This window comes from Streptomyces sp. NPDC031445 (assembly GCF_055581365.1).
The window spans coordinates 72,365-98,002 of the sequence record NZ_JBVIJO010000001.1 but is presented as its reverse complement, the minus strand read 5'-3'; the positions used below and the strand labels follow the sequence as shown (position 1 = coordinate 98,002).

Genomic DNA, 25,638 nt, shown 5'->3' with positions numbered 1-25,638 from the left:
GGTCCGGCGGGGTCCGGCGGCGGCCGGTACCCGGGCCTGGTTCCGCCACGAGTACCACGAGAGCGCCGCACACCGGCGACCGCACCGCGTTCCTCGCGAGGTCAGTGCTCGCGCGGGGCGGGAACCACGCGCTCCACTTCGGGGTGGACGGTGAGGAGCTGGCGCATGGCGCTCTCCGCCGCCGTACCGTCGCCGGTGCCGAGCGCGTCCACGATCCGCGCGTGCTGCGCGAGGGACGCCTCGTTCGGCCGGTCGCAGCCGGTGACCGGGCCGCCGGAGACCTGGAGCGCCGCCGAGACGATGCCGGACAGGTGCTCCAGCATGCGGTTGCCCGCGATCTGGATCAGCAGCGTGTGGAACTCCGTGTCGGCGCGCGAGTAGGTGAGCGCGTCGCCCTGGGCCAGCGCGTGGCTCATGATCTCCACCATGTCGCAGAGGCGCTGCTGCACCTCCTCGCGCCCGTGCCCGGCAGCGAGACGGGCGGCGAGCGGCTCGATCGTCCACCGCAGCTCGCTCAGTTCCCGGCGCTGGTCGTCGCGCTGAGGCCCGAAGGCCCGCCACTCGATGATGTCCGGGTCGAGAAGGTTCCAGTCGCTGACGGGACGCACGCGCGTGCCGACGTTGGGGCGGGCGCTGACCAGGCCCTTGGCCTCCAGGACCCGGAGGGACTCGCGGACGACGGTGCGGGAGACCTCGAAGCGCTGGCCGATCTCCTCCGGCACCAGCGGGCGGTCGGCGCCCAGGTCGCCGGAGACGATCATCTGTCCCAGCTGCTGGACGAGTTGGCCGTGCAGTCCGCGTCCGCGGCTGCCCGAGCCCCGCCTGCCGACACGGCCCAGCTCGGGGTCCCCGCCGTCCCAGGCAGGCACGCCGACGCGGTCGGTCACCGGGGCCTCGGCGTAGGGGTAGCGGTCGAGTTCGCCCGGGCCGGCCAGACCTGAGTCTGCGGAGCGGGCGGCGGTCATCATGGTGTGCGCAAGGGTACTCACGGATCCTTTGTCGGCTCCGTTTTCAACTCCCTTGAGGTCTTTGGTGAAAAGCACACGAAAGGGTGATCGCTCACGGCGTCGCAATTGACGCCTTATCGAAAAGAAATGGGCTCACTTCGGGGAGTTGTGCACACACCGAGAACGGAAGCGTACGGACAGTTGTCATCGGAACCGGGTGCGCAGCGCGGTGAAGAGGTACGCGCAGAGGAGTGCCGCCAGCGACAACGCCAGCGCGCCCCCGACGGGTTGGGCGAGGACCCGCGCGGCCGCGGCCAGGTACCGCTCTCCGCCGAAGGGCCACTGCAGCAGGAAGACCTCGCGCATCCGCACCGGGAAGCCTGCCGCCATCCGTACGGCCGGACCCCGCAGCGCTTCGTGCACGAGGGGCACGACGAGGACGGGCACGGCGAGGACGGCGGCCAGTCCGGCCGTCGTGGACCGGAACACCCCGGCCGCCAGTACGCCGGCCCAGGCGCAACCGACGACCAGCCCGAACCAACTCGCGGTCAGCGAAAGCCAGTCCGCGGGAACTCGTGCCAGTTCCCGTCCGTAGACGATGTAGAGCGCTTCGGCGTCGCAGCCCACGGTGAGGAAGGCGAGCAGCACCGCGGTGGCTCCGGAGACGAGCAGTTTCGCGGTGAGCAGCCCCAGTCGGCGGGGGACGGTGCCGCGGTCCGCCGCCAGGGCGGGGTGGCGGAACTCGTCCCCGTAGGCCAGCGCGCCGAGCAGCCCCGCCGCGAGCGCCGCGGGCGGCAGCGGCAGCTCCCGCGGCCACGCCGCGAACAGCCGCGCCTGCGGGGTGTGACCGAGCCGCGCCAGGAGTACGGCGGTGAGCGCGGACACCACCAGTACGGCACCGCAGACGAGGAAACCGGTGCCGATTCCGCCGGCGCGCCGGATCTCGTAGCGCAGGGGGCGCAGGGGGCTGCGGGCGGGGCGGACGGTGATGGGGGGTGGCAGAGGGGACGGGGCGGGGACGGGACGCGCACTGTCGGGCCGGACGGTGCGGCCGGCCTGCTTCCGGGCGCCCGGATTCCTGGCCCCGGGCAGGAGGGTACGGGTGCCGGCGAGGATGGCTGTGGGTGTGCGGGTGCTTCCCGGCTGCGGTTCGGAAGCCGTGGCGACTCCGCCGGGGCCGGAGTCCGGGGTGGGCGCCGGGTCTGCGGACCGGCCGCCGGTGGCCCTCGCGGGCGCAGCACCGGCGTCGGCGCCGGCCGTCTTCGTCTCGCAGGACGCGGTGGCTTCGCGGTGGCCGTGGCCATCCTCGACGGTTGTACCGGCCGCCGGCGCGGCGTGCGTCGTAGCCCCGGGGACGATCAGCGAGCCCTCCGCCGCGCGGTCTTGGCCACGATCGTGGCCCGGCGCGGTGCGCTCACTGCCGGCGGTCCGCCCGCGTTCCCGCGTCGCGAGCCCGGGCGCCGATCGGTCTTCGCCCGTCGGGGAGAAGCCGCCCGCGGCCCGCTCGGGCTCAGGTGCGGAGGAGTCGAGGGTGTGCTCGGGATGCTCCGAAGGCTGCCCGGCGACGGTCGTGTCGACCGAGGAGTGCCCCGGCGCGGCGGCGTCCGGCCCGGGCGCGGACCGGTCGGGGGTCTTCGCGCGGGATTTGGCCGCCGCACCGGTCATCGAGGCGCGTGACTCCCCCGGCGGGCGCATGCGGCACGAGTCCGCGGCGTGGAGGGCGGGGGCCGCGGTCTCCTCGGGCACCGGCCTCGCGCGTTCCGGCGTCGTCGACGGCTCGTCCGCGGCGCCGCTCGCGCCCTGCGGTGCGTCGCCGAGCGCGGCGGAGCCGGGTTCCGGCGGGGAGTGCCGGGCGGACTCCGGCGCCGGGCAGCCCGACACGGTACGCCGGCGACGCGCCCACGAAGGGCCCGCCCAGGCCTGCCCCGGTTCCTCGGACGGGGTGCCGGGTGCCGCCGGGCGCGATTCCGCCGGGCCGTGGTCCTGCCGGGTCTCCCGGTCTGCCGGCGCCGAGTCCGGGACCACCGGGAGGGGCTCGGTGGAGCACACCCCCGCATCGCCCTCGGCACCGGCTCCCGGCCCCATGTCGCCCACCTCGTCGGCCAGTTGGTGGACGAGGATGCCATGGCGGAACGCGATCTCACCGACGTCGGCGGTCGTGGTGCCGTACACGGACAGGCGGTTGCCTCCCTCGCGCACGACCTCGACGGAGCGGCGAGTGGTGCGTGCTTCTTTGGTGAGCAGCGCCGCGAGGCGTACGGCGTGGGGGCTGCGGACGGCCACGCGGGGGCGTAGCCGGGTGCGGGCGAACGCCCTTCCCTCCTGGTCCGCGACGACTTTCCCGGCGTCGAGCGTGACGACCCGGTCGGCGCTCCGCGCGGCCTCCTTGGTGTCGGCCGTGGTGAAGAGCACCGTGCCGCCCTGGGCGGCGTGGGCCCGCAGCATGCTGTGCAGCCATTGGGCCTCACGGGTAGGGAGACCGTCGGCGGGTTCGTCCAGGACGAGCGTGTGCGGGTCGGGCAGCAGGGCACAGGCCAGGCCGAGTCTGCGGTCCATGCCGCGCGACAGCGTGCCGAGGCGCTCCTCGCGTAGGCTGACGAGACCGACCGCTTCGAGGACTTCGTCGGCTCGCCGCGCGGGAACTCCCGCCGCCGCGCACAGCATGCGCAGATGGCCGCGGACCGTGCGGGACGGGTGACCCGGCACGTCGCCGAGGAGTACGCCGACTTCCTGTGACGGATGCGCGATGCAGTGCAGGGGCCGCCCCCTGAAGTACGTGATGCCGCGCCCGGGTTGGAGCTCAAGCATGAGTCTGAGCGCCGTCGTCTTTCCCGCACCGGCGGCCCCGAGGAGCGCGGTGACATGCCCGGCGCGCGCTTCGAAGGAAACGTCGTCGACAGCGGGCGGATGCGCCTTGCGGGGGTTGCTGGTCAGTCCGAAGGCCTGGATCACCTGCAGCAAGATAGCGCTACATGTCCGGTTTTCCCGGTATAAGCGGACTTGCGGAAACATGCCGTGTGGTCTAGGCCCGATCTTGTCCGCCGTTCGATGGATCCGGGCCCGGTACGGCAGCCCGGTGCGCCGGGCGTCCAGCCGGGACCGCGCCCTGTGGTCTCACACCTCGGGGCGCAGCATCGGCGGGTTGAGCAACGTGGCACCGCCGGCTCGGAAGAGCTGGGCCGGCCTGCCGCCCTGGCGCGTGGTCGTACCCCCGGTGGGGACGAGGAACCCGGGTGTTCCGGTGACCTTGCGGTGGAAGTTGCGCGGGTCGAGGGCCACACCCCACACCGCCTCGTACACCCGGCGCAGCTCTCCGACGGTGAACTCGGGCGGGCAGAAGGCGGTGGCCAGCGACGAGTACTCGATCTTGGAGCGGGCGCGTTCCACTCCGTCGGCGAGGATCTGCGCGTGGTCGAAGGCGAGCGGTGCCACAGGTTCACCGTCGCGGCCGTAGCCGCCCTGCTGGAGCAGTTCCTCGACCGGGGCCCAGCGCGCGTTGCTGGCGTCGCCGCCGGCGCGTGGCGCGGGCAGGTCGGGCGCGAGCGCGAGGTGCGCGACGCTGACCACACGCATGCGCGGGTCCCGCTTGGGATCACCGTAGGTGGCGAGCTGCTCCAGGTGGGCTCCGTTGTCCTGGGCCGGGACCGAGGGATCGTGGGCGCACAGCCCGGTCTCCTCGGCCAGCTCGCGGGCCGCCGCCTGGGACAGATCCTCGTCGGCCCGTACGAAGCCGCCGGGCAGCGCCCAGCGCCCCTGGAACGGGGGCTCGCCCCTGCGTACCGCCAGCGCGCACAGGGAATGGCGACGCACGGTCAGCACGACCAGATCCACGGTGACGGCGAAGGGCGGAAAGGCTGACGGGTCGTAGGGCATGCCGCGATCATAGTCGTCTGCCTGACGATAAACACTCCCTTCGCCAGTCGAACGGGGGGTGATTCCGCTTCTCTCCCGTACGGGGCGCCGAACCGCTTCTCCGTCCGTCCAAGCAGCGCTGTCGTACGAGGTCACGGCCAGTTCACCGGTGTCACGCTCCCAGTTGCAGGCCGTCCGCCGCCTCCTCCACCATGGCCAGCCCCAGGCGGCTGATCCGTACGGCGAAAGGGGCCCCCGCGACGCGGAGGCCGTGGAGTCCGACTTCGCCGAGCGGGGCGGAGCGGACGGGGCGCAGGGTCACCGTGCGGGCGGGGGCGTCGGGTCGGATGCCGGCGAGAGCGGTGAGCAGCAGGACCACGGAGGCCGCTGCGGTGGCGGCCGGACGGCAGGCGGCGGGGTGCGGAAGGGGCGCGGTGCCGGCGGAGCGCTGTTCGCCGGCGAACATCTCGGGCAGGCGGTGACCGAAGTGTTCCGCCGCGTCCAGCAGCCCGTTCAGCAGTCCGGCCGCTTCCTTCTCATATCCGGCCGCCGCGAGCCCGGCGACCGCGAGTGCCGTCTCCTGGACGCGCACGGCTCCGGTCCGGTGACCGAACGGATTGTGGCCCGCCTCCTTGGCGCCGAGGCCGCGCAGTCCCCAGCCCGCGTCCATGGCGGGGGCACCGAGCAGCCGGGCGAGGTGTGCGGTGTGCACCTTGTCGAGCAGGCCCGGGGCCAGTATGCCGCCGCCGAGCAGTCCGGTGTCGAGGAGGTGGACGGTGGTGGCGGCCAGGTGGGGCACGGGCCGGCCATCCGCTGTCAGGGCCATGGCCGGACGTCCGCCGCCGCGGTCCTCCAGCCAGAAGTCGGCCCGGAAGGCCGACCGCAGCGTCCGGGCCCACTGGCACAATTCCGTGGCGCCCGGTCTGCCGTAGGCGTCGAGAAGGTCGGCACCGAGCAGGGCGGCACGGTGCGCATGGGCCTGGGTCTCACAGCGGGCCGGTCCGGCGGGATGGGGGTCGCGGAGGTACGTGCCGTCGCGCACGGTGGTCCGCAGCCAGGTCAGGCAGCGCTCGGCCGCAGGGAGCAGGTGCCGTGTCTCCTGATCGGGCAGCCCCCAGCGGCGGGCCTCGGCCAGCAGGACGGGGAAGAGCAGTGTGGCCTCCGTTCCGGTGCAACTCGGTGGGAGATGCGGGCCGGCGTCGCGACGGGGACCGGGGATCATGCCGGTCCGCGGGCCCGGACCCTTGAGCTGGGTACGGGCCAGGGCGCGCAGGGTGCCCGCGGCGAGCCGGGTACCCAGGGGCAGCGCCATGCGGGCGGCGGTGAGCGCTTCGGCCGGGGCCATTCCGCAGCGCCAGGGGGCGCCCGCCGCGAGGTAGGTGTCGGCGGGGTGCGCGGGATCCCGCAGGAGCAGTGCCCGCAGATCGGCGACGGCCGAGTGCAGCAGCGGGCCCACTCGGTGGTCGTCGCCGGTCGCCCGGGCGGGGGCAAGAGGGCCGGCGGCGTGTCCCGCGGCCCGCAGGGGGCCGGTGCCCTCGGGCCGTACCCGCAGTTCCACGGTCGCCGTCCCGCCCGGTGCGAGTTCCAGCTCCCAGCGCAGCAGTCCGGCCGATGCCAGGGCGTCGGCGGGCGGCGGGTCCGGGGTGACGCAGGCGGCGGCGTCGTCCTTGGCCCAGCGCAGACCCGAGTCGTGGACACTGGCCGGGAGTTCGGGGCCGGCCGTCCCGGCGGCGATGGCGGCGAGGTCCGCCAGGTCGGTGCCGAGGGCGACCTCGACGGGCAGGCGCAGCGGACGCGGGGCCGCGCTGCGCAAGGTGATCCGTTCGGTTCCGTCGGCATGGCGGGTCCGTTCCACGACGACGTCGGGGTCGGGGCCGGCGGCCGCGGCAGTGCGCAGCGTCCCCACGAAGCGGGCGCCGTCGGCTCCGGTCATCCAGGCCCGCACCGGCAGCGGTTCACGTCCGGCCACGCGGACCTGGCACCGGGACAGCAGCCGCCTGCCGCCCCGGTAGAACCCGTCCAGTCCCCGTCCGGCCAACTGTCCCGACTCACCGGAGACGGCGAGGCCGGGCAGGGCCACGCACATCAGGGCGGTGTGCGTGGGCGGCAACTCCGGCACCGGGCGGCTGACCGGAGGTGTGCGGGGCGGCGCGGCCGCGGCGGGTCCCCGGGACCGGGCCATGACGGCCGGCAGGGGGCTGCCCTGGGTGGCCGGGGCGAAGGGACGGGCGTCCGCACGTGAGGTCGGTCGAAACCCGGCTGCCTTCGGTGTGGGGCCTGTGACGTCCGTCAACGGCTCGGACCTGCTCCGGGGCGGACGTTCGCCGGCGGCGGAGGGCGGAGTCGGCTGCTGGTGCATGGGCTGGCTTCTTCTGCGCTCGGTGTGCCTCGGGCGTGCTGGGCGGCCGGTGGGCCGCCCCGGAGGACAGGGGAGGTACGGCGGCTGGGCCCGTCGAGGCTTTCCGCCACCCAGGTGAACGGCAGCGGACTCCTCCGGGTCACGGCTCGCCCCCGTGAAGCCGACCGATGGTGGCCTGGCGGGGTGGCGGAGGGCGGGTGTCAGGCCGCTTGGTGGTGGGGGGACCTGTCGGCCCGGGGTTGGCGGCTGGACCGGTCGGCTAGGAGTGAACGGCTGGGCGCCCGGGAGTGGCATGACCAGCTGGCGGAGGGTGGGCGTCCGAGCACCCGGTGATGGCGGGACCGGTCGGCGAGAGGCAGGCATCCGGACACGCGGCGGTGGCACGACCGGCCAGCGAGAGCCGGTCACCCGGACACCCGGCGGTGGCACGACCGGCCAGCGGAGGGCGACCGTCAGGGCACCCGGTGCCGATCGGCCTGGGCGCCTCGCCGACTGTGCGCGCCCGGCGTGTCCGGAGGTGCCTCCACTCAGGCCCGGTGGCTCGGGGGTCGTTCCTGTGCGGGGCGGCGCCTGACACTCGCCGGCGCTCATCCGTTCTCCTCTGGCTGCGGACGCCCGGTGTCCGACCGGGCGCCACCGGTCGTGGCGTCGCCTGGATCCGCCCCACGCGTGCGCGTGCTGACCGGGCCGCGGGTGCCGGGCCCGGAGGACTCGGTGGCGGACGCCCGGGGGCGGGTGTCGGCCGGCCTGCGTCGGCCTCCCTTCGCGTGCGCCGTCTGACGGCCGTCGTCGCCGTCCGCGCTGCGCACCCGGCGCCGTCGTTGCCTGCCCGTCCGGGAGCCGGGCTCGGTGCTCCGGTCGTCCGCCTGGATGCCGGGGGCGGGTGCCGGGGCCGGGGCCTGCGGGGGGTCGGTGAGAGCGGTCTGGGGTGCCGGGTCCGTTCGTTCCGTGGTCCCCGCCGTTGTGCGCCGTGCGCCGTCCGCGCGCAGGCAGCGGCGGACCGCCTCCGGGTCGAGACCTTCGTTGCAGGCCTGGTGCAGCAGGCGGGCGAAGAGGTAGTCGGGATCGGCGGCCAGGGCCATGGCCAGCGCTTCCCGCGCCTCCAGTTCATCTCCCATGGACCAGGCGACCCAGCCCGCGAGGGTCAGCGGTGCGGCGGCGTGCTCGCCGTAGGGCCCCACGCAGCGGCGGGCCAGGGCGCGCCAGAGCCGGAGCGCCGGCCCGGCCTCGGCCCCTTCCATCCAGGCTGCGGCCCTGTCGCGGGTCGTACGGTCCTGGAGCCCGAGGATCAGGGTGGCCGCCTCGTCGTCCGCGAGGAGGTTGTCGTCGCGCGCGTCCGCCGGATGGGTGCCGGAGACCGGGGCCGCGGTGCCGTAGCGGCGAATGATCCGCTCGGCAAGGTCCAGGGTTTCCTCGGCCACCTCCTGACGGGCCGTCTCGTCCAGGATGCGGGGCACCAGGCTCATGCCGGCGGCGTCCAGGGCGATCTCCTGTTCCAGCGCCGCGCCGGTCTCCCACGGCTGCAACCTGGCGCGCAGTTCCCGCAGGGTGCCGCGCACCTGGATGCCGGCGTAGGTGGCCGCCGCGGCGAGTACCGACGTGCCGGGGAGGCCCATCGGCGAGCCGTCCTCGGGGCAGCAGCCCTCGACCGGGCAGCAGTACGACCAGAAACGGCCGTCGGAGATGCACAGGGCCTCGATGACCGGCACGTCGAGGTTGCCGCATTCGGTCCGCATCAGGTGGGCCAGCCTCTCCAGCCGTCGTTTGACGTCCCGGCCGGACTCTCCCGGACCCGGTTCCTGGCAGACGTAGGCCACCATCCGCTCGGGCCGGGAGCCGCGCCGCTCGCTGCCGGTGACCAGACCGCGGGCCAGTTGCCGGGCGGCGGCCTCCCAGTCCTCCTCGGCCGCGGGGATGCCGAGCCGGGCCCGGCCGCCGAACCTGCCGCGGCGGCCCGCGTGGTCGTGCAGGGCGACGAGCACCATGCTGTCCTCCGGGCGGTAGCCGAGGAGGTAGGGCAGGGCGTCGGCCAGCTCGGCCGGGGTACGCAGCGTGACCTGCGTGGCGTGGTCGGCCGGTCCGGTCGGCGGCTCCTGTGCCGGGATGTCGTCGCTTTCGAAGGATCCGGTGGCTTCGCTGTGATTCGTCATGCGGCGACGATCTCGCGGATCTCGAGATTCCGGTTGAGCCTGTGGATAAGTCGAATCAGGGACACGACAACGCGGTGCCGCGTTGTCCACAGCCTCGGCCCGTGCCCGCCCGTTTGTCGGTCCCGTCCTGTTGTATGGGACGCATGGAGCACACGAGCAACGCGGAACTCCGGGCACGGGCGGACGCCGTCCTCGCCCGGCTCGTCGGGGACGCCACGGGCACGGCCCGGCTGCGCGAGGACCAGTGGCGGGCGATCGAGGCACTGGTCGCGGACCGGCGCCGGGCCCTGGTCGTGCAGCGCACGGGATGGGGCAAGTCCGCGGTGTACTTCGTGGCGACCTCGCTGCTGCGGGCCGCAGGAAGCGGGCCCACGGTGATCGTCTCCCCGCTGCTCGCGCTCATGCGGAACCAGGTGGACGCGGCCGGCCGGGCCGGTATCCACGCCCGGACCATCAACTCCGCCAACACCGAGGAGTGGGACGCCGTCCAGGCCGAGATCGCGGCGGGCGACGTCGACGTGTTGCTCGTCTCGCCGGAGCGGCTGAACAACCCGGACTTCCGGGACCAGGTCCTGCCCAAGCTGTCCGCGGCCACCGGCCTGCTCGTCGTGGACGAGGCCCACTGCATCTCCGACTGGGGCCATGATTTCCGTCCCGACTACCGCCGGCTGCGCACCATGCTCGCCGACCTCCCGCCCGGGGTTCCCGTACTGGCCACCACCGCCACGGCCAACGCGCGAGTGACAGCGGACGTCGCCGAGCAGCTCGGTACGGGGGGCGCTTCCGACGCGCTGGTCCTGCGCGGGCCGCTGGACCGGGAGAGTCTGAGCCTCGGCGTGCTGCGGCTCCCGGACGCCGCGCACCGGATGGCCTGGCTCGCCGACCATCTCGACGACCTGCCGGGCTCCGGCATCGTGTACACGCTGACCGTGGCCGCCGCCGAGGAGGTCACCGCCTTCCTGCGGCAGCGCGGGCACGCCGTCGCCTCGTACACGGGCAAGACGGAGAACGCCGAACGTCAGCAGGCCGAGGACGACCTGCTCGCCAACCGTGTGAAGGCCCTGGTCGCCACCTCCGCGCTCGGCATGGGCTTCGACAAACCGGATCTCGGCTTCGTGGTCCATCTCGGCTCGCCCTCCTCCCCCATCGCCTATTACCAGCAGGTCGGCAGGGCCGGCCGTGGTGTCGACCACGCGGAGGTGCTGCTGCTGCCCGGCAAGGAGGACGAGGCGATCTGGCAGTACTTCGCCTCGCTGGCCTTCCCCTCCGAGGATCTGGTCCGGCGCACCCTGGACGTCCTGGCCCGGGCCGACGGGCCCCTGTCGCTGCCCGCCCTGGAACCGCTCGTGGAGCTGCGGCGTTCACGCCTGGAGACCATGCTGAAGGTCCTCGACGTGGACGGAGCGGTGCGCCGCGTCAAGGGCGGCTGGATCGCGACCGGGCAGCCGTGGTCCTACGACTCCGACCGTTACGCGTGGGTGGCCCGGCAGCGCGCGGCCGAACAGCAGGCGATGCGCGAGTACGCGACCACCACCGGGTGCCGGATGGAGTTCCTGCAGCGCCAGCTGGACGACGAGGGCGCCAAACCCTGCGGCCGCTGCGACAACTGCGCCGGACCGCGCTTCACCTCCGGTCTGTCCCCGGCGGCCCTCGACGCCGCGCGGAGCGACCTGGGCCGCGCCGGAGTGGAAGTGGAGCCCCGTCGCATGTGGCCGACCGGCCTGCCGGCCATCGGCATCGACCTCAAGGGACGCATCCCGGCCGGGGAGCAGGCCTCGCCCGGGCGCGCGCTGGGGCGCCTGTCGGACATCGGCTGGGGCAACCGCCTGCGTCCGCTGCTCGCGCCCCAGACGCCGGACGCCGCCGTGCCCGACGACGTGGCGCGAGCCGTGGTGGACGTCCTTGCCGACTGGGCCCGGGGTCCCGGCGGCTGGGCCTCCGGCGCGTCCGACGCCCCGCCCCGGCCGGTGGGCGTCGTCACCGTGGCCTCGCGCAGCCGGCCCCGGCTGATCCAGTCCCTGGGCGCCCGGATCGCCGAAGTCGGCAGACTGCCCCTGCTCGGCTCGGTGGAGTACGCCGGGGACGCTCCCCGCTCGCCACGCAGCAACAGCGCGCAGCGGCTGAAGATGCTCGACGGCGCGTTGACGGTGCCGCCCGAGCTGGCGTCGGCGCTCGCCGAGGCGAATGGTCCCGTGCTGCTGGTGGACGACTTCACGGAGACGGGCTGGACGCTCGCTGTCGCGACACGCCTGCTGCGGAAGTCCGGGGCGCGCGGAGTGCTGCCGCTGGTCCTCGCCGTGCAGGGCTGACAGACGTGCCGTGGACCGCTCCTTGCCGCTCAAGGGTGCTCCGAGGATGACCGGCGTGCCGCCGCCCGTCCTCGCCTGGCCGGGCTGAGCTGCGTGTGGCCACAGGGCTGCGCGGCTCCGGGATGACCGCGCAGCTACGCACGGTGACCCGGCAGGCGGTGATCGGGCACCTCAGGCGTCGTCAGCCGAACCTTTGGGTAGGGATATAAGCCACGCACCACCAGATAACAGTCGGCGGTGCCAATTGCTCGTTGCCGCAGCCAAGTTCGACAGGAAGAATTGAGGTCCGCTCCCCGCACGGCTCGTCCGTGATCCGGTTGGGCTCCGCTGCGGTGCGCGCTCCCCCGAATCCGACCTCGCCCGCAGTATGGGCGCGTAGCCGAAGGGAGGAACGTGACCTTCGGATTCGCCTCGTCCTCGGCGGCCTCGTTGTCGACGTCCACGTCCGCCGCTTCCGCCAGTCGCCTGCTCGAGCCGGCCGAATGGGCCGCTGCCGGAATCCCCCTGCTGCGCAACCCCCGTGAGGTCGTCAGCGGACTGCACACCCGCCATCACCCGAAGCCGCTCACGGCGATCGTGGCGGTTCTCGACCCGGACGAACGGCTGCGGGCCAGCGCCTCGTTCACGCGCCGTCCGGCTGCCGCCGACGGCTGGATGTTCCGCAACACGCTGCTGGCCCAACTGCGCCGGGTGATTCCGCACGACCTCCGCCGCCGCACCCCGGTGCGCACGGCTGTCCTGCTCTACTGCCGCGAGGGCGACGCGCGTTGGACCGAGGAGGACGGCGCGTGGATGTGGGGACTGCGCGATGCCTGCACGCTGCACGGGCTGCGCTGCGGGGCGTACATCACGCTGACGCATGACGGCTGGCAGGTGCTCGGTGAGGGGCGCGGCGGACGCCGGCCCAACGCGCACTCGGCTCCCGAGCCCTTCGCCACGGCGGAGGCTCCGCCGCTCGTACCGCGCACCGGTGGCCCGGTCTCCGAGGTGCTGCGCCGGGCTGCGGCTCGCTGAGCCGGCCTGGTGGTGCCGCCGGCGGCATGACGGTTCGTGCCGCCGACCGGGGCCATGAACGCCACGGCCGGTACGACGGCCGGAGTGCCCGATCGCCGCGACCGACCGGGCCGCCCGCACGTCGGGAGCGACCGGGCCGCACGAACCGACGGCCAGCCGGAGGGCACGAACGCGTGGCCGACCGAACGTGACCAACCGGTAGTCGGCACCAGCGCGCGATGCCCGAGCCGCGTCGTGATGCCCGGACCGAACCCTGGTGCCCGAGCCGAACCGTCGTCCTCGCGAGGGGCAGCGAGGACACACGCGGGCTCACGAGCTGGTCCGGACACGCAAGATCCACTCTGGCAGGACGAACTCCGAGAGCAACCCGGCGCGGTCGCCCCGGCCTCGGCCCAGGCACCGGGCGCCCGTGCGGCACGCCTCTTCCGAAGGCTGTCGCCGCCCGTACGCGTGCACGCCAAAAGCCGCACCGTGCGGATTCCGCCGGAGCGGCCCCCTCGGCACCCCGGTGGCCCGGGGTGCCGGACGCGGCTCAGACGCCGGCGCCCAGCAGCGTGTTGATCTGCTGCGGGTCCCCGCAGACGATCAGCAGGGCACCGGCCCGGGAGTGGGCCAGCGGGAGGGCGGTGGCAGCGGCGGAGGCGGGTCCTCCGTTGACGGCCACGACGACCACCGGGCGGGTGGCGGCGCGGGAGGCGACGGCGGCATCGGCGTAGAAGACGTCGTCACCGGCGTCATGCTGCGCCCAGTAGGACGTCTCGCCGAAGGACAGCTCGTGCTCGGCCCACGGGTGCTGGGCACCCGTGGTGATCAGTAGCACGTCGCCGGGGGCGCGGCCCGAGTCCAGGAGCAGGTCCACGGCCTCCTCGGCGGCGTCGAGCGCGCCCTCGGCCGAAGCCGGGATCAGCTGGATCTGCGGGCTCGCCGCGGTGGCGGTGGGAGCGGCCGGGCCGGAGGGGCCAGGCTTGGCCGGAGCCACGTCACGCGGCGTGCGCTGCACCGGCGGCGTGGGCCGCAGAGGGCCGGGACGACCGGGGCGGGACGGAGCCGCGGGACGGGGGCCGGGTACGGGGCGGGGGGTCGGCGCGGTGCGGCCGCTGGCCGGCGTGGCGCGGGGACCCTGGGCACTCTCGTGAATCTGAGGCTCCTCGGGAATGAGAGGCATGAGCTGATATTTATCAAACGTTGGTGCGGCGCGGATGACCGGGTGGCACATCAGTGCGATCGGAACCGTCAGAAATCGAGAACGAGCTGACCCTCGATTTCCGGAACGCTTCCGTCCGCCCAGCTGCGGACCTTCTTGAGGTGCCGCCACTGGGGCAACGCATCAAGATACGCCCACGACAATCGGTGGTGCGGGGTGGGCCCCCACTCCTCCAGTGCGGCCTTGTGCACGGGCGACGGATACCCGGCGTTGTCCGCGAATCCGAAGTCTGCATGGTCGCTACCCAGTTCGGCCATCATTTTGTCGCGCTGAACCTTGGCGATCACCGACGCCGCCGCGACGGCCACACACGACTGATCGCCCTTGATCACCGTGCGCACCTGCCAGGGGTCGCCGAGGTAGTCGTGCTTCCCGTCGAGGATCACGGCGTCGGGGCGGACCGGCAGCGCGTCCAGAGCGCGGACCGCGGCGAGCCGCAGCGCGGCCGTCATCCCCAGGTCGTCGATCTCCTCCGGGGAAGCATGCCCCAGTGCGTACGCCGTCACCCATGACTGCAGGATCGGAGCGAGTTCCGTACGGCGCTTGACCGTCAGCAGCTTGGAGTCGGTCAGCCCCTCGGGCGGGCGGCGGAGTCCGGTGATCGCCGCGCAGACGGTGACGGGCCCGGCCCAGGCGCCGCGCCCCACCTCGTCGACACCGGCAATGACCTTCGCTCCGGTCGTGGCGCGCAGGGAGCGCTCGACGGTGTGAGTAGGTGGTTCGTACGGCATGGCGCCCTTAGCGTACGCCGCCGGGATCGCCTTGCGACACCCCGGTCTTCCGGCCGGCACCGGGAGTGCGGACGCGGCGGGTCAGGTCTCTTAGGGCCGCAGCAGCGGGAGCATCAACTGGTCGATCATCTCTTCCAGATCCTGGTCGCTCCATTCACTGGCGCACATCTTCGACCGGTACATCATCATGGCCGGGATGGCGTCGAAGACGTACCCGTTGGCCGCGTCCGAGCGGACTTCTCCTCGCTCTATTCCGCGGGTGATGACCTCTCGAAGCAGGTTGACGGTCGGCTCGACCACGGTGCCGACGATCACTCGCTCGAAGCGCTCCACCTGCACATGGTCGCACTCGTGAATCACCGAACGCAGTGCGACCCCTGGCCGCGAGTACATGATCCGCCGCACCTGCCGGCACAGGGTGAGCAGGTCCTCGCGCACGCTTCCGAGGTCCGGGGCCTTCTCGACCCGGGGCAGTCCGGACACCAGGGCGTCGGCCACCAGATCCTCCTTGGAGGGCCAGCGACGGTAGACCGCGGCCTTGCCGGTCTGGGCGCCGGCCGCGACGCCCTCCATGGTCAGCCCCTTCCAGCCGACCGTGCTGAGCTGCTCCAACGTGGCGTCCAGGATCGCTCGCTCCAGCACCGCACCGCGCCGACGAGGGGAAGCCGTCCGGTCAGGGGCGGCCGTCCAGCGCGAGGTAACCATCTGAGTTTCTCCAACATGCAAGGGAAGCGGGGGTTCCGGGGGGAGGGGCGCCGTGCCGCAGCAACAGGGGGACGCGGGACGCGACGCCCGATTGAGTGAACGCTTGCGTTCACTGTCGAGGACTCACTACCGTGGACTCGAAAGTGAACGCGAGCGTTCACTAGAGTCTTTATGAGGGACCCATGGTGACGACCTCTCAGCTGCTCAAGGACGATCAGAAACCGGGCGTGGCCCGCCGGGAGGGGCATCCCGGCATCGCACTCACCGTCATCGCGACTTGCCAACTCATGGTGGTACTCGACGCGACGATTGTGAATATCGCACTCCCGCACATTCAAGAGGCCCTCAAGTTCAGCACCACCGACCTGACGTGGGTGGTCAGCGCCTACACGCTCACGTTCGGCGGTCTGCTCCTGCTCGGCGCACGAGCCGGCGACATCCTCGGCCGCCGCAGGGTGTTCATGGCCGGCATCCTGCTGTTCACCTTCGCGTCGCTGCTGGGAGGCCTGTCCCAGGAACCCTGGCAGTTGCTGGCCGCACGGGCCCTGCAGGGCGTGGGTGGTGCGATCGCTTCGCCCACGTCGCTGGCGTTGATCACCACGACGTTCCCCGAAGGCCCGGAACGCAACCGGGCCTTCGGAGTCTTCGCCGCCGTCTCCGCGGGCGGTGGCGCCATCGGCCTGCTCGCGGGCGGCATGCTCACCGACTGGCTCGACTGGCGGTGGGTGCTGTTCGTCAACGTGCCCATCGGTGTACTGATCGCCTCGCTCGCACCGCTGTACATCAACGAGCCCGAGCGGCACCCCGGACGCTTCGACCTCACCGGTGCGCTGACCTCCACGGTCGGCATGGCGTCGCTGGTGTACGGGTTCATACGTGCCGCCGAGAACGGCTGGCGGGACGGCCTCACCCTGGGCTCCTTCGGCGCGGCCGTGGTCCTCCTGTTCGCCTTCGTCTTCACCGAGATGCGGGCGAAGGAGCCGATCACCCCGCTCAGGATGTTCGCCGACCGGAACCGCTGGGGCACGTACGTGATCATGCTGAGCCTGGCCGCGGCGATGTTCGGCATGTTCTTCTACATCGTGCTGTTCGTGCAGAACGTGCTCGGCTACAGCGCCATCAGGGCCGGCCTCGCTTTCCTTCCCGTGACCGCCGCGATCGCCGTCGGGGCGGGCCTGTCCCAGCGCCTCCTGCCGGTGCTCGGCCCCAAGCCGTTCATGATGGGCGGTTCCGCGTTGGTGGTCGTCGGGCTGGTCTGGCAGACGTTCATCCGGCCCGAGAGCACGTACGTGGGCGGGGTGCTGGGCCCCATGCTGGTGTTCGGCTTCGGCATGGGTCTGAACTTCGTGACGGCCACCGTCACCGCCGTGTCGGGTGTCGCCCCGCACGAGGCGGGAGCGGCTTCCGGGCTCCTCAACGCCATGCAGCAGGTCGGCGGTTCGCTCGGGCTGTCCATCCTGACGACCGTCTTCGGATCGGCCAGCACCGACGAGGCGGAGAAGCAACTGCCGAAGTTCCTCGCCGACGCCTCGCCGGAGCAGAAGGCTGAGTTTGCCAAGACGCACCGACTGCCCGCGCCCTGGGGGCACGACGTGCTCGCCCACGGCATCTCCACGGCCTTCATACCGGCCGCGGCGATGGCCGTGCTTGCCTTCCTCACCGCTTGGCTGGTGCTCAGGGTCCGCAAGAGCGACCTCGACTCCCTCGCGGGGACGGCGGGACCGCACCTCGGCTGATCCGGGCCGGGCCGCGCGGTGCCGCGGCCGACCGGATCGTCGCCAGGGGACCGACGGCGGACGCGAAGATCCGGTCGGCCGCATCACGGCCACCAGCACCCCGCACAAGCCGAGGACCAGGCAGGACAGGGCCTGCGCCACCTTAGGCACCGGCACCGGCACGGCGAACGCCATCTCCCACCCTCCGTCCCTCGTCGTCCCGGTCACGGCATCCGCCGAACCGGCCACGAACGAGGCGGACGGCGGACGGCGGATACCGGGAGAACGGACGGCGGTCACGCACAGTTCCCGGTGCGCACGCAGAGTTTCCGAAAGCGGTCACGAAACCGGCGAGGGCCGCCAGGCCGTCGGCGCCGGGCGGAGCCGTCAGCCTCCGGCGGGAACCCAGTCCGGCAGTTCCTCGGTGTGCCGCGCCCACTCCGCGGGCGGCGCCCCGGCCTTGCCCGCGGCCAGCACGCCTCCCACGATCGCGCAGGTCGTGTCGACGTCCCCGCCGACCTGCGCGGTCGTCCAGAACGCCGAGGCGTAGTCACCGAGGGAACGCGCGGCGGACCACAGGGCGAAGGGAACGGTGTCATGGGCCGTCGTGCGGCGCCCGCAGCCCAGGACGGCGGCGACGGTGGCGGCGTCGGCGTAGTCGAGCATGTCGCGGGCGCGGCGCAGACCCTGGCCGACCGCGCTCTTGGGGACGAGTGCGATGACGCCGTCGAGCAGTGCCTCCGGGGCGGGCGGGCCGTCGGGCGAGCCCACCATGGCTGCCGCCGCGGCCACGGCCATGGCTCCGACCACGGCCTCCCGGTGCTGGTGCGTGGTGTAGGCGGAGATCTCCGCCTGGTGGGTCGCCTGCTCGGGGTCGTCCGCGTACCACGCGCCCAGAGGCGCGATCCGCATCGCCGCGCCGTTGCCCCACGACCCCTGGCCGTTGAAGAGCCCGGCGGCCAGCCGGCGCCAGTCCTCGCCCTCCCGGACGAGGCGCAGCAGCCGGTTGACCGCGGGGCCGTAGCCACGGTCGAAGTCGTGGTGCTCGGCGAAGGAGCGGGCGAGCGCGTCCTGGTCGATGCGGTGGTGGGTGGCGAGAACGGCGACCACCGAGCAGGCCATCTCGGTGTCGTCCGTCCACTGCCAGGGGCCTGCGGGCAGCTCGCGGCGCTTCAGCAGGGGGTGGTTCACGGGAACGAAGAACTGGGAGCCCAGCGCGTCTCCCACGGCCAGTCCCCGCAAGCTCGCCAGGGCGCGTTCCAGGCGTACGGAGGAAGAGGAGTCAGCGGTCATCGCCCTGCCACCCTATCCGTTCACCCAGTACGGCAGCGGTTTCCGCCAGCGCTCGAAGGGCCGGTCGAGCGTGTACTTGCCGTCCTCTCCCAGAACGAGCATCCGCATCTCGGCGTTCCCGGGGTTGGACAGCGACTCGAACTCCGCGACCGTCCAGTGGAACCAGCGCATGCAGAACAGCCGCATCGCCAGCCCGTGCGTCACCAGGAGGACGTTCGGCGGGTGGTCGGGGGCCTCGAAGCTGCGGAAGAGGCTCTCCAGGAAGCCGCCGACCCGGTCGTACACGTCGGCGCCGGACTCGCCCTGCGGGAACCGGAAGAAGAAGTGGCCGTACGCGTCGCGGTAGGCCTTCTGCAAGCGGACGTCGTCGCGGTCCTGCCAGTTGCCCCAGTCCTGCTCGCGCAGTCTGGGTTCCTCCCGGACGCGTATGAGGTCGGGGTCGAGGTGGAAGGCGCGCAGCGTCTCGTGGGTGCGGCGGTAGGGGGAGACGTACACGCTCACGCGCTCCCGGCCGAAGACCTCGCGGAGCCGCTTGCCGGTTTCCTCGGCCTGCCTCCAGCCCCGCTCGGTCAGCGCGAGGGCGTGGTCGGGCTCGCGCTCGTACACGGAGTCGTCGACGTTGCCCGTGGACTCGCCGTGCCGGACAAGGACGATGCGCCGTGGTCGTGCCATGCCAAAACCCTAATTCGGACTCCGGAGAGTCGAGCACTCAAACGGGCCTGTACGGCGTATGTCACACCCGTGCCGCCTCCGGAGCCGCTCCCCCGCACGCCGGCCCCGGGAGCCCGTTGGTCCGCCGTACCGACGGGTCAGACCGTCCAGGACGGCTCCAGGTCCACGATGTCACCGGAGAGCGCCGCGATGTCCGCCTCGGTCTGCGCACGCAGGGCGAGGCGTTCCACACGCTCCGTGCGGTACTTCCCGTGCTCGGCCGCCGATCGCCACATCGACAGGATCATGAACTCCTGCTCGGGAGCCTCCGCGAACATGCCGCGGATCATGCCGGGCGAACCCGCCATCGCCGGATTCCAGACCTTCTCCTGCATGAGTGTGAAGTGCTCCACGCGCTCCTCGTGGACCCGGCACAGGGCCACGCGGATCAGATCGGCGTCGGTGAACCGCGGTTCGAAGCCCGTCTTCACATCGAAGCGGTACTCGAACAACTTCACCTGCGCGTCCTTGAACGTGCCGGACTGGGCGGCGGCCAGGCGGTCGTGGGAGCGGGCCATGAAGGAGTCGTAGAAGGCACGGCTCTCCCAGAAGGTGAAGATGTGCGCCACGCCCGCCCGCTGCCGGCTCCAGCCCCCGCCCTGTCCCCGAAATCCCGGCTCCCCCGGAAGCCCCGCCCATTTTCGCTGTCCCCGCTCGAACCCCCGGCGGTCCACCACGGTGCAGCGAATCCACTTGACCAGCACCGCGCCATCGTAAGGCCACCGGGCGTGGCGCCGGTCACGCTCCGGCGGAGATCACCTGCGCACGCGCCCCCGCGCGCGTGGGACGATGGACGGCAAGGAACCCCGGCCGATGGGGAGTTGGGGTCGAGCGAGCCACAGGGGGAAGGGAAGGCCTGGTGACCGGCTTCAGCAAGGGAATCCGCAAGGTCGAGGTCGCGCTCAAGTGGGACCCCAGTCCCGCGGGTCAGCCGCCGACGGATCTCGACATCGTCGCCGCGACGTTCCTGTCGGACGCCCCGTACGGGGATCCCGCCTATCTGGTGCACTTCGACAGCCGCTCGCCGGACGGCACGATCCTCCTCAACCGCGACAGCACGGACGGCAAGGGGTTCGGCTGGGACGAGGTCATGACGCTGGAGCTGGACCGCCTCAGCGACCACTACGCGCGCGTGGTGGTGGGTGTCGTCATCCAGCAGCGGCCCGGGCACAAGACGTTCGCCCAGGTGCTGAATCCCGCCATACGCATCCGTAAGGGGTACACCGTGCTCGCCGAGGACGGATTCGCGTCGGCCCTCGGGTCGACGGCCGCCACGATCGCCGAGTTCGTCCGGGACGACACGCAGGAGTGGACGTTCCGTCCCGGTGTACGGGGCTTCGACGAGGACCCGGCCGACTTCACCCGGGTCATGGGAAGGACTCGGTCGTCCTGAGGGCCGACCCTAACGCGTAAGGGGCGCCGGCCCGGGCCGGCGCCCCTTACTTCAGGAACGGCGTGTCATCAGCTGCAGCCGCTGGTCGAGCCGCAGCCCTCGCAGATGTAGCAGGAACCGGCCCGCTGCATCTTCGTACCGCAGGAGAAGCACAGCGGGGCGTCGGCCTGGATGCCCAGCTGCATCTCCACCAGCTCCGCGCTGGTGTGCGCCTGCCGCGGCGCGGGCTTGGCCGCCTCGGCCTTGGGCGTGGCGACCGCCTTCAGCTCCTGGGCGCGCGGGGCCGACTGGGCCAGGCCCTCGACGTCGACCTCGTCGTCGTCGATGGACTGCTCGTAGGAACCGGTCTCCAGGTGCCGCTGACGCTCCTCGGCGGAGTGGATGCCGAGCGCGGAGCGGGTCTCGAAGGGCAGGAAGTCCAGCGCCAGGCGACGGAAGATGTAGTCGACGATCGACTGCGCCATCCGCACGTCCGGGTCGTCCGTCATGCCGGCCGGCTCGAAGCGCATGTTGGTGAACTTCGAGACGTACGTCTCCAGCGGCACGCCGTACTGCAGACCGACGGAGACGGCGATGGAGAAGGCGTCCATCATGCCCGCGAGGGTGGAGCCCTGCTTCGACATCTTCAGGAAGACCTCGCCGAGACCGTCGTCCGGGTAGGAGTTGGCGGTCATGTAGCCCTCGGCGCCGCCGACGGTGAAGGACGTGGTGATGCCGGGACGCCCCTTCGGGAGGCGCTTGCGGACCGGGCGGTACTCGACGACCTTCTCGACCGCGGCCCGGATGGTCTCCTCGGCCTTCTCGGTGACCTCGGCCTTCTCCTTCTCCTTGGTCTTCGCGGAGAGCGGCTGGCCGACCTTGCAGTTGTCGCGGTAGATCGCGAGCGCCTTGACGCCCAGCTTCCAGGCCTCGAAGTAGATCTCCTCGACCTCCTCGACGGTCGCCGTCTCCGGCATGTTGACCGTCTTGGAGATGGCGCCGGAGATCCACGGCTGGATCGCGGCCATCATGCGGACGTGGCCCATCGGGGAGATGGCGCGCTCGCCCATGGCGCAGTCGAACACCTCGTAGTGCTCGTGCTTGAGGCCGGGGGCGTCGATCACGTTGCCGTGCTCGGCGATGTGGGCGACGATCGCCTCGATCTGCTCCTCCTGGTAGCCCAGGCGGCGCAGGGCCTGCGGGACGGTGCCGTTGACGATCTGCATCGAGCCGCCGCCGACCAGCTTCTTGAACTTCACCAGCGCCAGGTCGGGCTCGACACCGGTGGTGTCGCAGGACATCGCGAGACCGATGGTGCCGGTCGGCGCGAGGACGGACGCCTGGGAGTTACGGAAGCCGTTCTTCTCGCCCAGACGCAGGACGTCCTGCCAGGCCTCCGTGGCGGCGGCCCACACCGGGGTGTCCAGGTCGTCCATGCGGCCGGCCGTGCCGTTGGCGTCGGCGTGCTGCTTCATGACGCGGTTGTGGGCGTCGGCGTTGCGGGCGTAGCCGTCGTAGGTGCCGACGACCGCGGCCAGCTCGGCGGAGCGGCGGTAGGCCGTACCCGTCATCAGGGAGGTGATGGCGCCGGCCAGGGCGCGGCCGCCGTCGGAGTCGTAGGCGTGGCCGGTCGCCATCAGCAGGGCGCCGAGGTTGGCGTAGCCGATGCCGAGCTGGCGGAACGCGCGTGTGTTCTCGCCGATCTTCTGGGTCGGGAAGTCCGCGAAGCAGATCGAGATGTCCATCGCGGTGATGACCAGCTCGACGACCTTCTGGAAGCGCTCGGTCTCGAAGGACTGGTGGCCCTTGCCGTCGTCCTTCAGGAACTTCATCAGGTTCAGCGAGGCCAGGTTGCAGGACGTGTTGTCCAGGTGCATGTACTCGCTGCACGGGTTCGACGCGGTGATCCGGCCGGACTCGGGGCAGGTGTGCCAGTTGTTGATGGTGTCGTCGTACTGGATGCCCGGGTCGGCGCAGGCCCAGGCGGCCTCGGCGATCTTGCGGAACAGGGCCTTGGCCTCGACCTCTTCGATGACCTCACCGGTCATACGGGCGCGCAGGCCGAACTTGCCGCCGTTCTCGACCGCCTGCATGAACTCGTCGTTCACGCGGACCGAGTTGTTGGCGTTCTGGTACTGGACGGACGTGATGTCGTCGCCGCCCAGGTCCATGTCGAAGCCCGCGTCGCGCAGGACGCGGATCTTCTCCTCCTCCTTGACCTTGGTCTCGATGAAGTCCTCGATGTCGGGGTGGTCGACGTCGAGCACGACCATCTTGGCGGCGCGGCGGGTGGCACCGCCGGACTTGATGGTGCCGGCGGAGGCGTCGGCGCCGCGCATGAAGGAGACCGGGCCGGAGGCGTTGCCGCCGGAGGAGAGCAGCTCCTTGGAGGAGCGGATGCGGGAGAGGTTCAGGCCGGCACCGGAGCCGCCCTTGAAGATCATGCCCTCTTCCTTGTACCAGTCGAGGATCGACTCCATGGAGTCGTCGACGGACAGGATGAAGCAGGCGGAGACCTGCTGGGGCTGCGGGGTGCCGACGTTGAACCAGACGGGACTGTTGAAGCTGAAGATCTGGTGCAGGAGGGCGTACGCCAGCTCGTGCTCGAAGATCTCGGCGTCGGCGGGCGAGGCGAAGTACTTGTAGTCCTCGCCGGCCTTCCGGTACGTCTTCACGATGCGGTCGATCAGCTGCTTGAGGCTGGTCTCGCGCTGCGGGGTGCCGACGGCTCCCCGGAAGTACTTGCTGGTGACGATGTTGACCGCGTTCACCGACCAGAAGTCGGGGAACTCGACGCCACGCTGCTCGAAGTTGACCGAGCCGTCGCGCCAGTTGGTCATGACGACGTCACGGCGCTCCCACGACACCTCGTCGTACGGGTGCACTCCGGGGGTGGTGTGAATGCGCTCGATACGCAGTCCCTTGGTGGCCTTGATGCCCTTGGCCCGGGAACCTCGTGCCGGACCGCTCGCCGTCTCTGTCATGCCGCCTCCCTGTACGGGCAAAAACGCCCTGAAGTGCCCATTTGTTCCGATGGGCACGTGTTTCTGTCGTGCGTCGCGGGCACCCTCAGCTGCCGCCCGCAACAGGTCTTCGTTCGCCGCCTCCCGGCCGGAAGCCGGGTCTCCTCCCGGTTTCCGGCCCTCCGGTCAGTCGGCGGCGCGCGCGGGCACGGGGACCTGAGTGGTCCCGCCGGGCCCGCGATCGTCTTCCTGGCTCCCCGCTCCCGCGTCTTCCCCGTCCGCGGCGGGGCCTCCCGTCGCCTCCCTCAGCTCCGCGATGGCGGCCTCGAAGTCGTCGAGCGAGTCGAACGCCCGGTAGACGGAGGCGAACCGCAGATAGGCGACGAGGTCGAGCTCCTGCAACGGGCCGAGTATGGCCAGGCCCACGTCGTGGGTGGTCAGCTCGGCGCTGCCGGTCGCACGCACCGCCTCCTCGACCCGCTGGCCGAGCTGGGCGAGCGCGTCCTCGGTGACAGGCCGTCCCTGGCACGCCTTGCGCACACCATTGATGATCTTGGTGCGACTGAAGGGCTCGGTGACTCCGGACCGCTTCACCACCATGAGCGAGCACGTCTCCACGGTCGTGAAACGACGGGAGCAGTCGGGGCACTGGCGGCGCCTGCGGATGGACGTGCCGTCGTCGGTCGTACGGCTGTCGACCACACGGCTGTCGGGATGCCTGCAGAAGGGGCAGTGCATGTTCTCCAACCCTCCTCACAGCAGACTCGTCGGCCTCACAGGACCCACAGGCCCCGCGAAGCAGCCCTAAGCATAGGCGATCGCCGAGGCGTCTTGGACCCGGGGGACCACAACTTCTGGGCTGCGGTAGCCATCCAACCACTAGATGTAGGGATTGGCCCATACAGTGAGGCAGACACGCGTGTCGCGCCGGAAGGGCGGCCCCGAGCGCCGCCGGCGACCGGCGGGGACACGCGGGCGGCGGGCAGTGTTCCCGCGACGCTTGCGGGGATACGGTGGGCGCCACAGGGAGGAGGCGTGGCACTCCCGCGCAGAAAGACCCCCGGCTCCCGGACCTCGGGATTCCGGATGGCAGACTGGGGCCCGGCCCACGAGGCCGCCGCACCCCGGCGGTGAAGAGTACAACAATGGGTGCTTTTGTCCGCCAAGCGTTGCGTTAGCGATACACCCAGGCACGCGATCACGTCAGGCGAAACGCACTTTTTCACTCGAACGTGTGTTTGGCGCAACCTTTCGAAAGCAACTACCGTTGTCCAGCAGGGAGACCATCGAGAGGGGCCGACGTGACCACCACCGCAGACAGTGCCACCATCACCGCCCAGGACCGCTCCCTGGGCCGAGTCGAGCCGGTACACGCGATGAACGAAGCCACGAATGCCGAGGGACCCAAGCGCTCCCTGCCGGGCCGACCTCCAGGCATCCGGGCCGACAGCTCCGGCCTCACCGACCGGCAGCGCCGGGTGATCGAGGTCATCAGGGACTCCGTACAGCGGCGCGGTTACCCGCCGTCGATGCGGGAAATCGGCCAGGCCGTCGGCCTCTCCAGCACGTCCTCGGTCGCCCACCAGCTCATGGCGCTGGAGCGCAAGGGCTTCCTGCGCCGCGACCCGCACCGCCCGCGCGCGTACGAGGTGCGCGGATCCGACCAGGCCGTCACCGTGCAGCCCACGGACACCGCAGGCAAGCCCGCCGCGTCGTACGTCCCGCTGGTCGGCCGCATCGCCGCCGGTGGCCCGATCCTCGCGGAGGAGTCCGTCGAGGACGTCTTCCCCCTCCCCCGCCAGCTCGTCGGCGACGGCGAACTGTTCGTCCTCAAGGTCGTCGGCGACTCGATGATCGAGGCCGCGATCTGCGACGGCGACTGGGTCACCGTCCGCCGCCAGCCGGTCGCCGAGAACGGCGACATCGTCGCCGCCATGCTCGACGGCGAAGCCACCGTCAAGCGCTTCAAGCGCGAGGACGGCCACGTATGGCTCCTCCCGCACAACGCGGCCTACGAGCCGATCCCCGGCGACGACGCGACCATCCTCGGCAAGGTCGTCGCGGTACTGCGGCGCGTGTGACGGCCGCGGCGGGCGGGTAAGCCCCGCCCGCCCCCTGACCGGGCCCCGGAACCCCTGCGCCGGTTCCGGGGCCCTGCCTGTGTCCGGTGCCCGGCGCATGTCTGCCCGAGGCCCTGCGTGTGTCCGGCGCAGATCGGTCAACGGCCCTGGCCGTGTCCGGCAGCCCTGTGTTCCTGGGCGGCCATGGAACCCGAGCGCATCCGCGGGGTGGCCCGGCCGACGCCGGCGGGCC

The 25,638-nt window shown here is 72.0% G+C and carries 18 protein-coding genes; 5 read left to right on the top strand and 13 right to left on the bottom strand.

The features are described 5' to 3' along the window. Window positions 1-101: 101 nt before the first annotated feature. The 5 genes from ACZ5DC_RS00390 to ACZ5DC_RS00370 form a co-directional block, all read right to left on the bottom strand. Entirely contained in the window at window positions 102-989 is an 888-nt protein-coding gene (locus ACZ5DC_RS00390; protein ID WP_366748359.1) for a FadR/GntR family transcriptional regulator, read from the bottom strand. A gap of 162 nt (window positions 990-1,151) precedes the next feature. Beyond that, a complete protein-coding gene (locus tag ACZ5DC_RS00385) occupies window positions 1,152-3,899 on the bottom strand; it encodes an ABC transporter ATP-binding protein (RefSeq protein WP_468647863.1) in 2,748 nt (915 codons plus the stop codon). Between the two features lie 162 nt (window positions 3,900-4,061). Then, window positions 4,062-4,820: an NUDIX hydrolase gene (locus tag ACZ5DC_RS00380; protein WP_014675471.1), complete on the bottom strand. Its 759-nt coding sequence runs from the start codon at window positions 4,818-4,820 to the stop codon at window positions 4,062-4,064. Window positions 4,821-4,971: 151 nt separating this feature from the next. Then, entirely contained in the window at window positions 4,972-6,885 is a 1,914-nt protein-coding gene (locus tag ACZ5DC_RS00375) for a glycogen debranching N-terminal domain-containing protein (RefSeq protein ID WP_468649877.1), read from the bottom strand. An 860-nt stretch (window positions 6,886-7,745) separates the two neighbouring features. After that, window positions 7,746-9,308: a DUF4192 domain-containing protein gene (locus tag ACZ5DC_RS00370; protein WP_468647860.1), complete on the bottom strand. Its 1,563-nt coding sequence runs from the start codon at window positions 9,306-9,308 to the stop codon at window positions 7,746-7,748. A gap of 143 nt (window positions 9,309-9,451) precedes the next feature. Here ACZ5DC_RS00370 and ACZ5DC_RS00365 point away from each other — a divergent pair, with 143 nt between their 5' ends. Beyond that, window positions 9,452-11,617, top strand: coding sequence for a RecQ family ATP-dependent DNA helicase (locus ACZ5DC_RS00365; protein WP_468647858.1), 2,166 nt, complete (start codon window positions 9,452-9,454; stop codon window positions 11,615-11,617). Between the two features lie 393 nt (window positions 11,618-12,010). Beyond that, entirely contained in the window at window positions 12,011-12,631 is a 621-nt protein-coding gene (locus tag ACZ5DC_RS00360) for a hypothetical protein (RefSeq protein WP_366748364.1), read from the top strand. A 532-nt stretch (window positions 12,632-13,163) separates the two neighbouring features. On the opposite strand, the gene ACZ5DC_RS00355 is transcribed toward ACZ5DC_RS00360, so the two are convergent. From ACZ5DC_RS00355 to ACZ5DC_RS00345, 3 genes are all read right to left on the bottom strand, one after another. Then, entirely contained in the window at window positions 13,164-13,796 is a 633-nt protein-coding gene (locus ACZ5DC_RS00355) for a hypothetical protein (RefSeq protein WP_468647856.1), read from the bottom strand. A gap of 68 nt (window positions 13,797-13,864) precedes the next feature. Continuing rightward, window positions 13,865-14,566, bottom strand: a complete 702-nt coding sequence (locus tag ACZ5DC_RS00350) for a ribonuclease HII (RefSeq protein ID WP_468647854.1) — start codon at window positions 14,564-14,566, stop codon at window positions 13,865-13,867. Window positions 14,567-14,656: 90 nt separating this feature from the next. Next, window positions 14,657-15,271 (bottom strand): TetR/AcrR family transcriptional regulator, encoded by a 615-nt coding sequence (locus ACZ5DC_RS00345; RefSeq protein WP_468647852.1) that lies wholly within the window; start codon window positions 15,269-15,271, stop codon window positions 14,657-14,659. A gap of 185 nt (window positions 15,272-15,456) precedes the next feature. Here ACZ5DC_RS00345 and ACZ5DC_RS00340 point away from each other — a divergent pair, with 185 nt between their 5' ends. Further along, on the top strand, window positions 15,457-17,007 hold the full coding sequence (locus ACZ5DC_RS00340) for an MFS transporter (protein ID WP_468649875.1): 1,551 nt from the start codon (window positions 15,457-15,459) through the stop codon (window positions 17,005-17,007). A 366-nt stretch (window positions 17,008-17,373) separates the two neighbouring features. On the opposite strand, the gene ACZ5DC_RS00335 is transcribed toward ACZ5DC_RS00340, so the two are convergent. The 3 genes from ACZ5DC_RS00335 to ACZ5DC_RS00325 all read right to left on the bottom strand — a co-directional run bounded on the left by ACZ5DC_RS00335 (window position 17,374) and on the right by ACZ5DC_RS00325 (window position 19,694). Beyond that, window positions 17,374-18,279 carry an ADP-ribosylglycohydrolase family protein gene (locus ACZ5DC_RS00335; RefSeq protein ID WP_468647850.1) on the bottom strand — a complete coding sequence of 302 codons (906 nt, stop codon included), beginning with the start codon at window positions 18,277-18,279 and terminating at the stop codon, window positions 17,374-17,376. A 12-nt stretch (window positions 18,280-18,291) separates the two neighbouring features. Further along, window positions 18,292-18,951: a histidine phosphatase family protein gene (locus ACZ5DC_RS00330; RefSeq protein ID WP_366748370.1), complete on the bottom strand. Its 660-nt coding sequence runs from the start codon at window positions 18,949-18,951 to the stop codon at window positions 18,292-18,294. A 137-nt stretch (window positions 18,952-19,088) separates the two neighbouring features. After that, complete coding sequence (locus tag ACZ5DC_RS00325) at window positions 19,089-19,694, bottom strand: YdbC family protein (RefSeq protein WP_468647847.1); 606 nt, start codon at window positions 19,692-19,694, stop codon at window positions 19,089-19,091. Window positions 19,695-19,849: 155 nt separating this feature from the next. Here ACZ5DC_RS00325 and ACZ5DC_RS00320 point away from each other — a divergent pair, with 155 nt between their 5' ends. Then, window positions 19,850-20,383 (top strand): TerD family protein, encoded by a 534-nt coding sequence (locus ACZ5DC_RS00320; RefSeq protein WP_468647845.1) that lies wholly within the window; start codon window positions 19,850-19,852, stop codon window positions 20,381-20,383. Between the two features lie 68 nt (window positions 20,384-20,451). On the opposite strand, the gene ACZ5DC_RS00315 is transcribed toward ACZ5DC_RS00320, so the two are convergent. Beyond that, the gene (locus ACZ5DC_RS00315) at window positions 20,452-23,346 is read right to left on the bottom strand and encodes a vitamin B12-dependent ribonucleotide reductase (protein ID WP_468647843.1); all 2,895 of its coding nucleotides are present in this window, start codon (window positions 23,344-23,346) and stop codon (window positions 20,452-20,454) included. A 165-nt stretch (window positions 23,347-23,511) separates the two neighbouring features. Continuing rightward, window positions 23,512-24,063, bottom strand: coding sequence for a transcriptional regulator NrdR (gene nrdR, locus ACZ5DC_RS00310; protein ID WP_468647841.1), 552 nt, complete (start codon window positions 24,061-24,063; stop codon window positions 23,512-23,514). 563 nt (window positions 24,064-24,626) lie between these two features. Between nrdR and lexA the strand changes: the two genes are divergently transcribed. Next, on the top strand, window positions 24,627-25,406 hold the full coding sequence (gene lexA / locus ACZ5DC_RS00305) for a transcriptional repressor LexA (RefSeq protein ID WP_468647839.1): 780 nt from the start codon (window positions 24,627-24,629) through the stop codon (window positions 25,404-25,406). The last annotated feature ends 232 nt before the right edge of the window (window positions 25,407-25,638 follow it).

What these genes read in the sequence shown, in the direction of transcription:
- ACZ5DC_RS00350 (WP_468647854.1), bottom strand. Translation starts at nt 14,566, where the DNA reads ATGCCGTACGAACCACCTACTCACACCGTCGAGCGCTCCCTGCGCGCC.
- ACZ5DC_RS00370 (WP_468647860.1), bottom strand. Translation starts at nt 9,308, where the DNA reads ATGACGAATCACAGCGAAGCCACCGGATCCTTCGAAAGCGACGACATC.
- ACZ5DC_RS00315 (WP_468647843.1), bottom strand. Translation starts at nt 23,346, where the DNA reads ATGACAGAGACGGCGAGCGGTCCGGCACGAGGTTCCCGGGCCAAGGGC.
- ACZ5DC_RS00335 (WP_468647850.1), bottom strand. Translation starts at nt 18,279, where the DNA reads ATGACCGCTGACTCCTCTTCCTCCGTACGCCTGGAACGCGCCCTGGCG.
- nrdR (WP_468647841.1), bottom strand. Translation starts at nt 24,063, where the DNA reads ATGCACTGCCCCTTCTGCAGGCATCCCGACAGCCGTGTGGTCGACAGC.
- ACZ5DC_RS00375 (WP_468649877.1), bottom strand. Translation starts at nt 6,885, where the DNA reads ATGTGCGTGGCCCTGCCCGGCCTCGCCGTCTCCGGTGAGTCGGGACAG.
- ACZ5DC_RS00345 (WP_468647852.1), bottom strand. Translation starts at nt 15,271, where the DNA reads ATGGTTACCTCGCGCTGGACGGCCGCCCCTGACCGGACGGCTTCCCCT.
- ACZ5DC_RS00355 (WP_468647856.1), bottom strand. Translation starts at nt 13,796, where the DNA reads ATGCCTCTCATTCCCGAGGAGCCTCAGATTCACGAGAGTGCCCAGGGT.
- ACZ5DC_RS00380 (WP_014675471.1), bottom strand. Translation starts at nt 4,820, where the DNA reads ATGCCCTACGACCCGTCAGCCTTTCCGCCCTTCGCCGTCACCGTGGAT.
- ACZ5DC_RS00330 (WP_366748370.1), bottom strand. Translation starts at nt 18,951, where the DNA reads ATGGCACGACCACGGCGCATCGTCCTTGTCCGGCACGGCGAGTCCACG.
- ACZ5DC_RS00365 (WP_468647858.1), top strand. Translation starts at nt 9,452, where the DNA reads ATGGAGCACACGAGCAACGCGGAACTCCGGGCACGGGCGGACGCCGTC.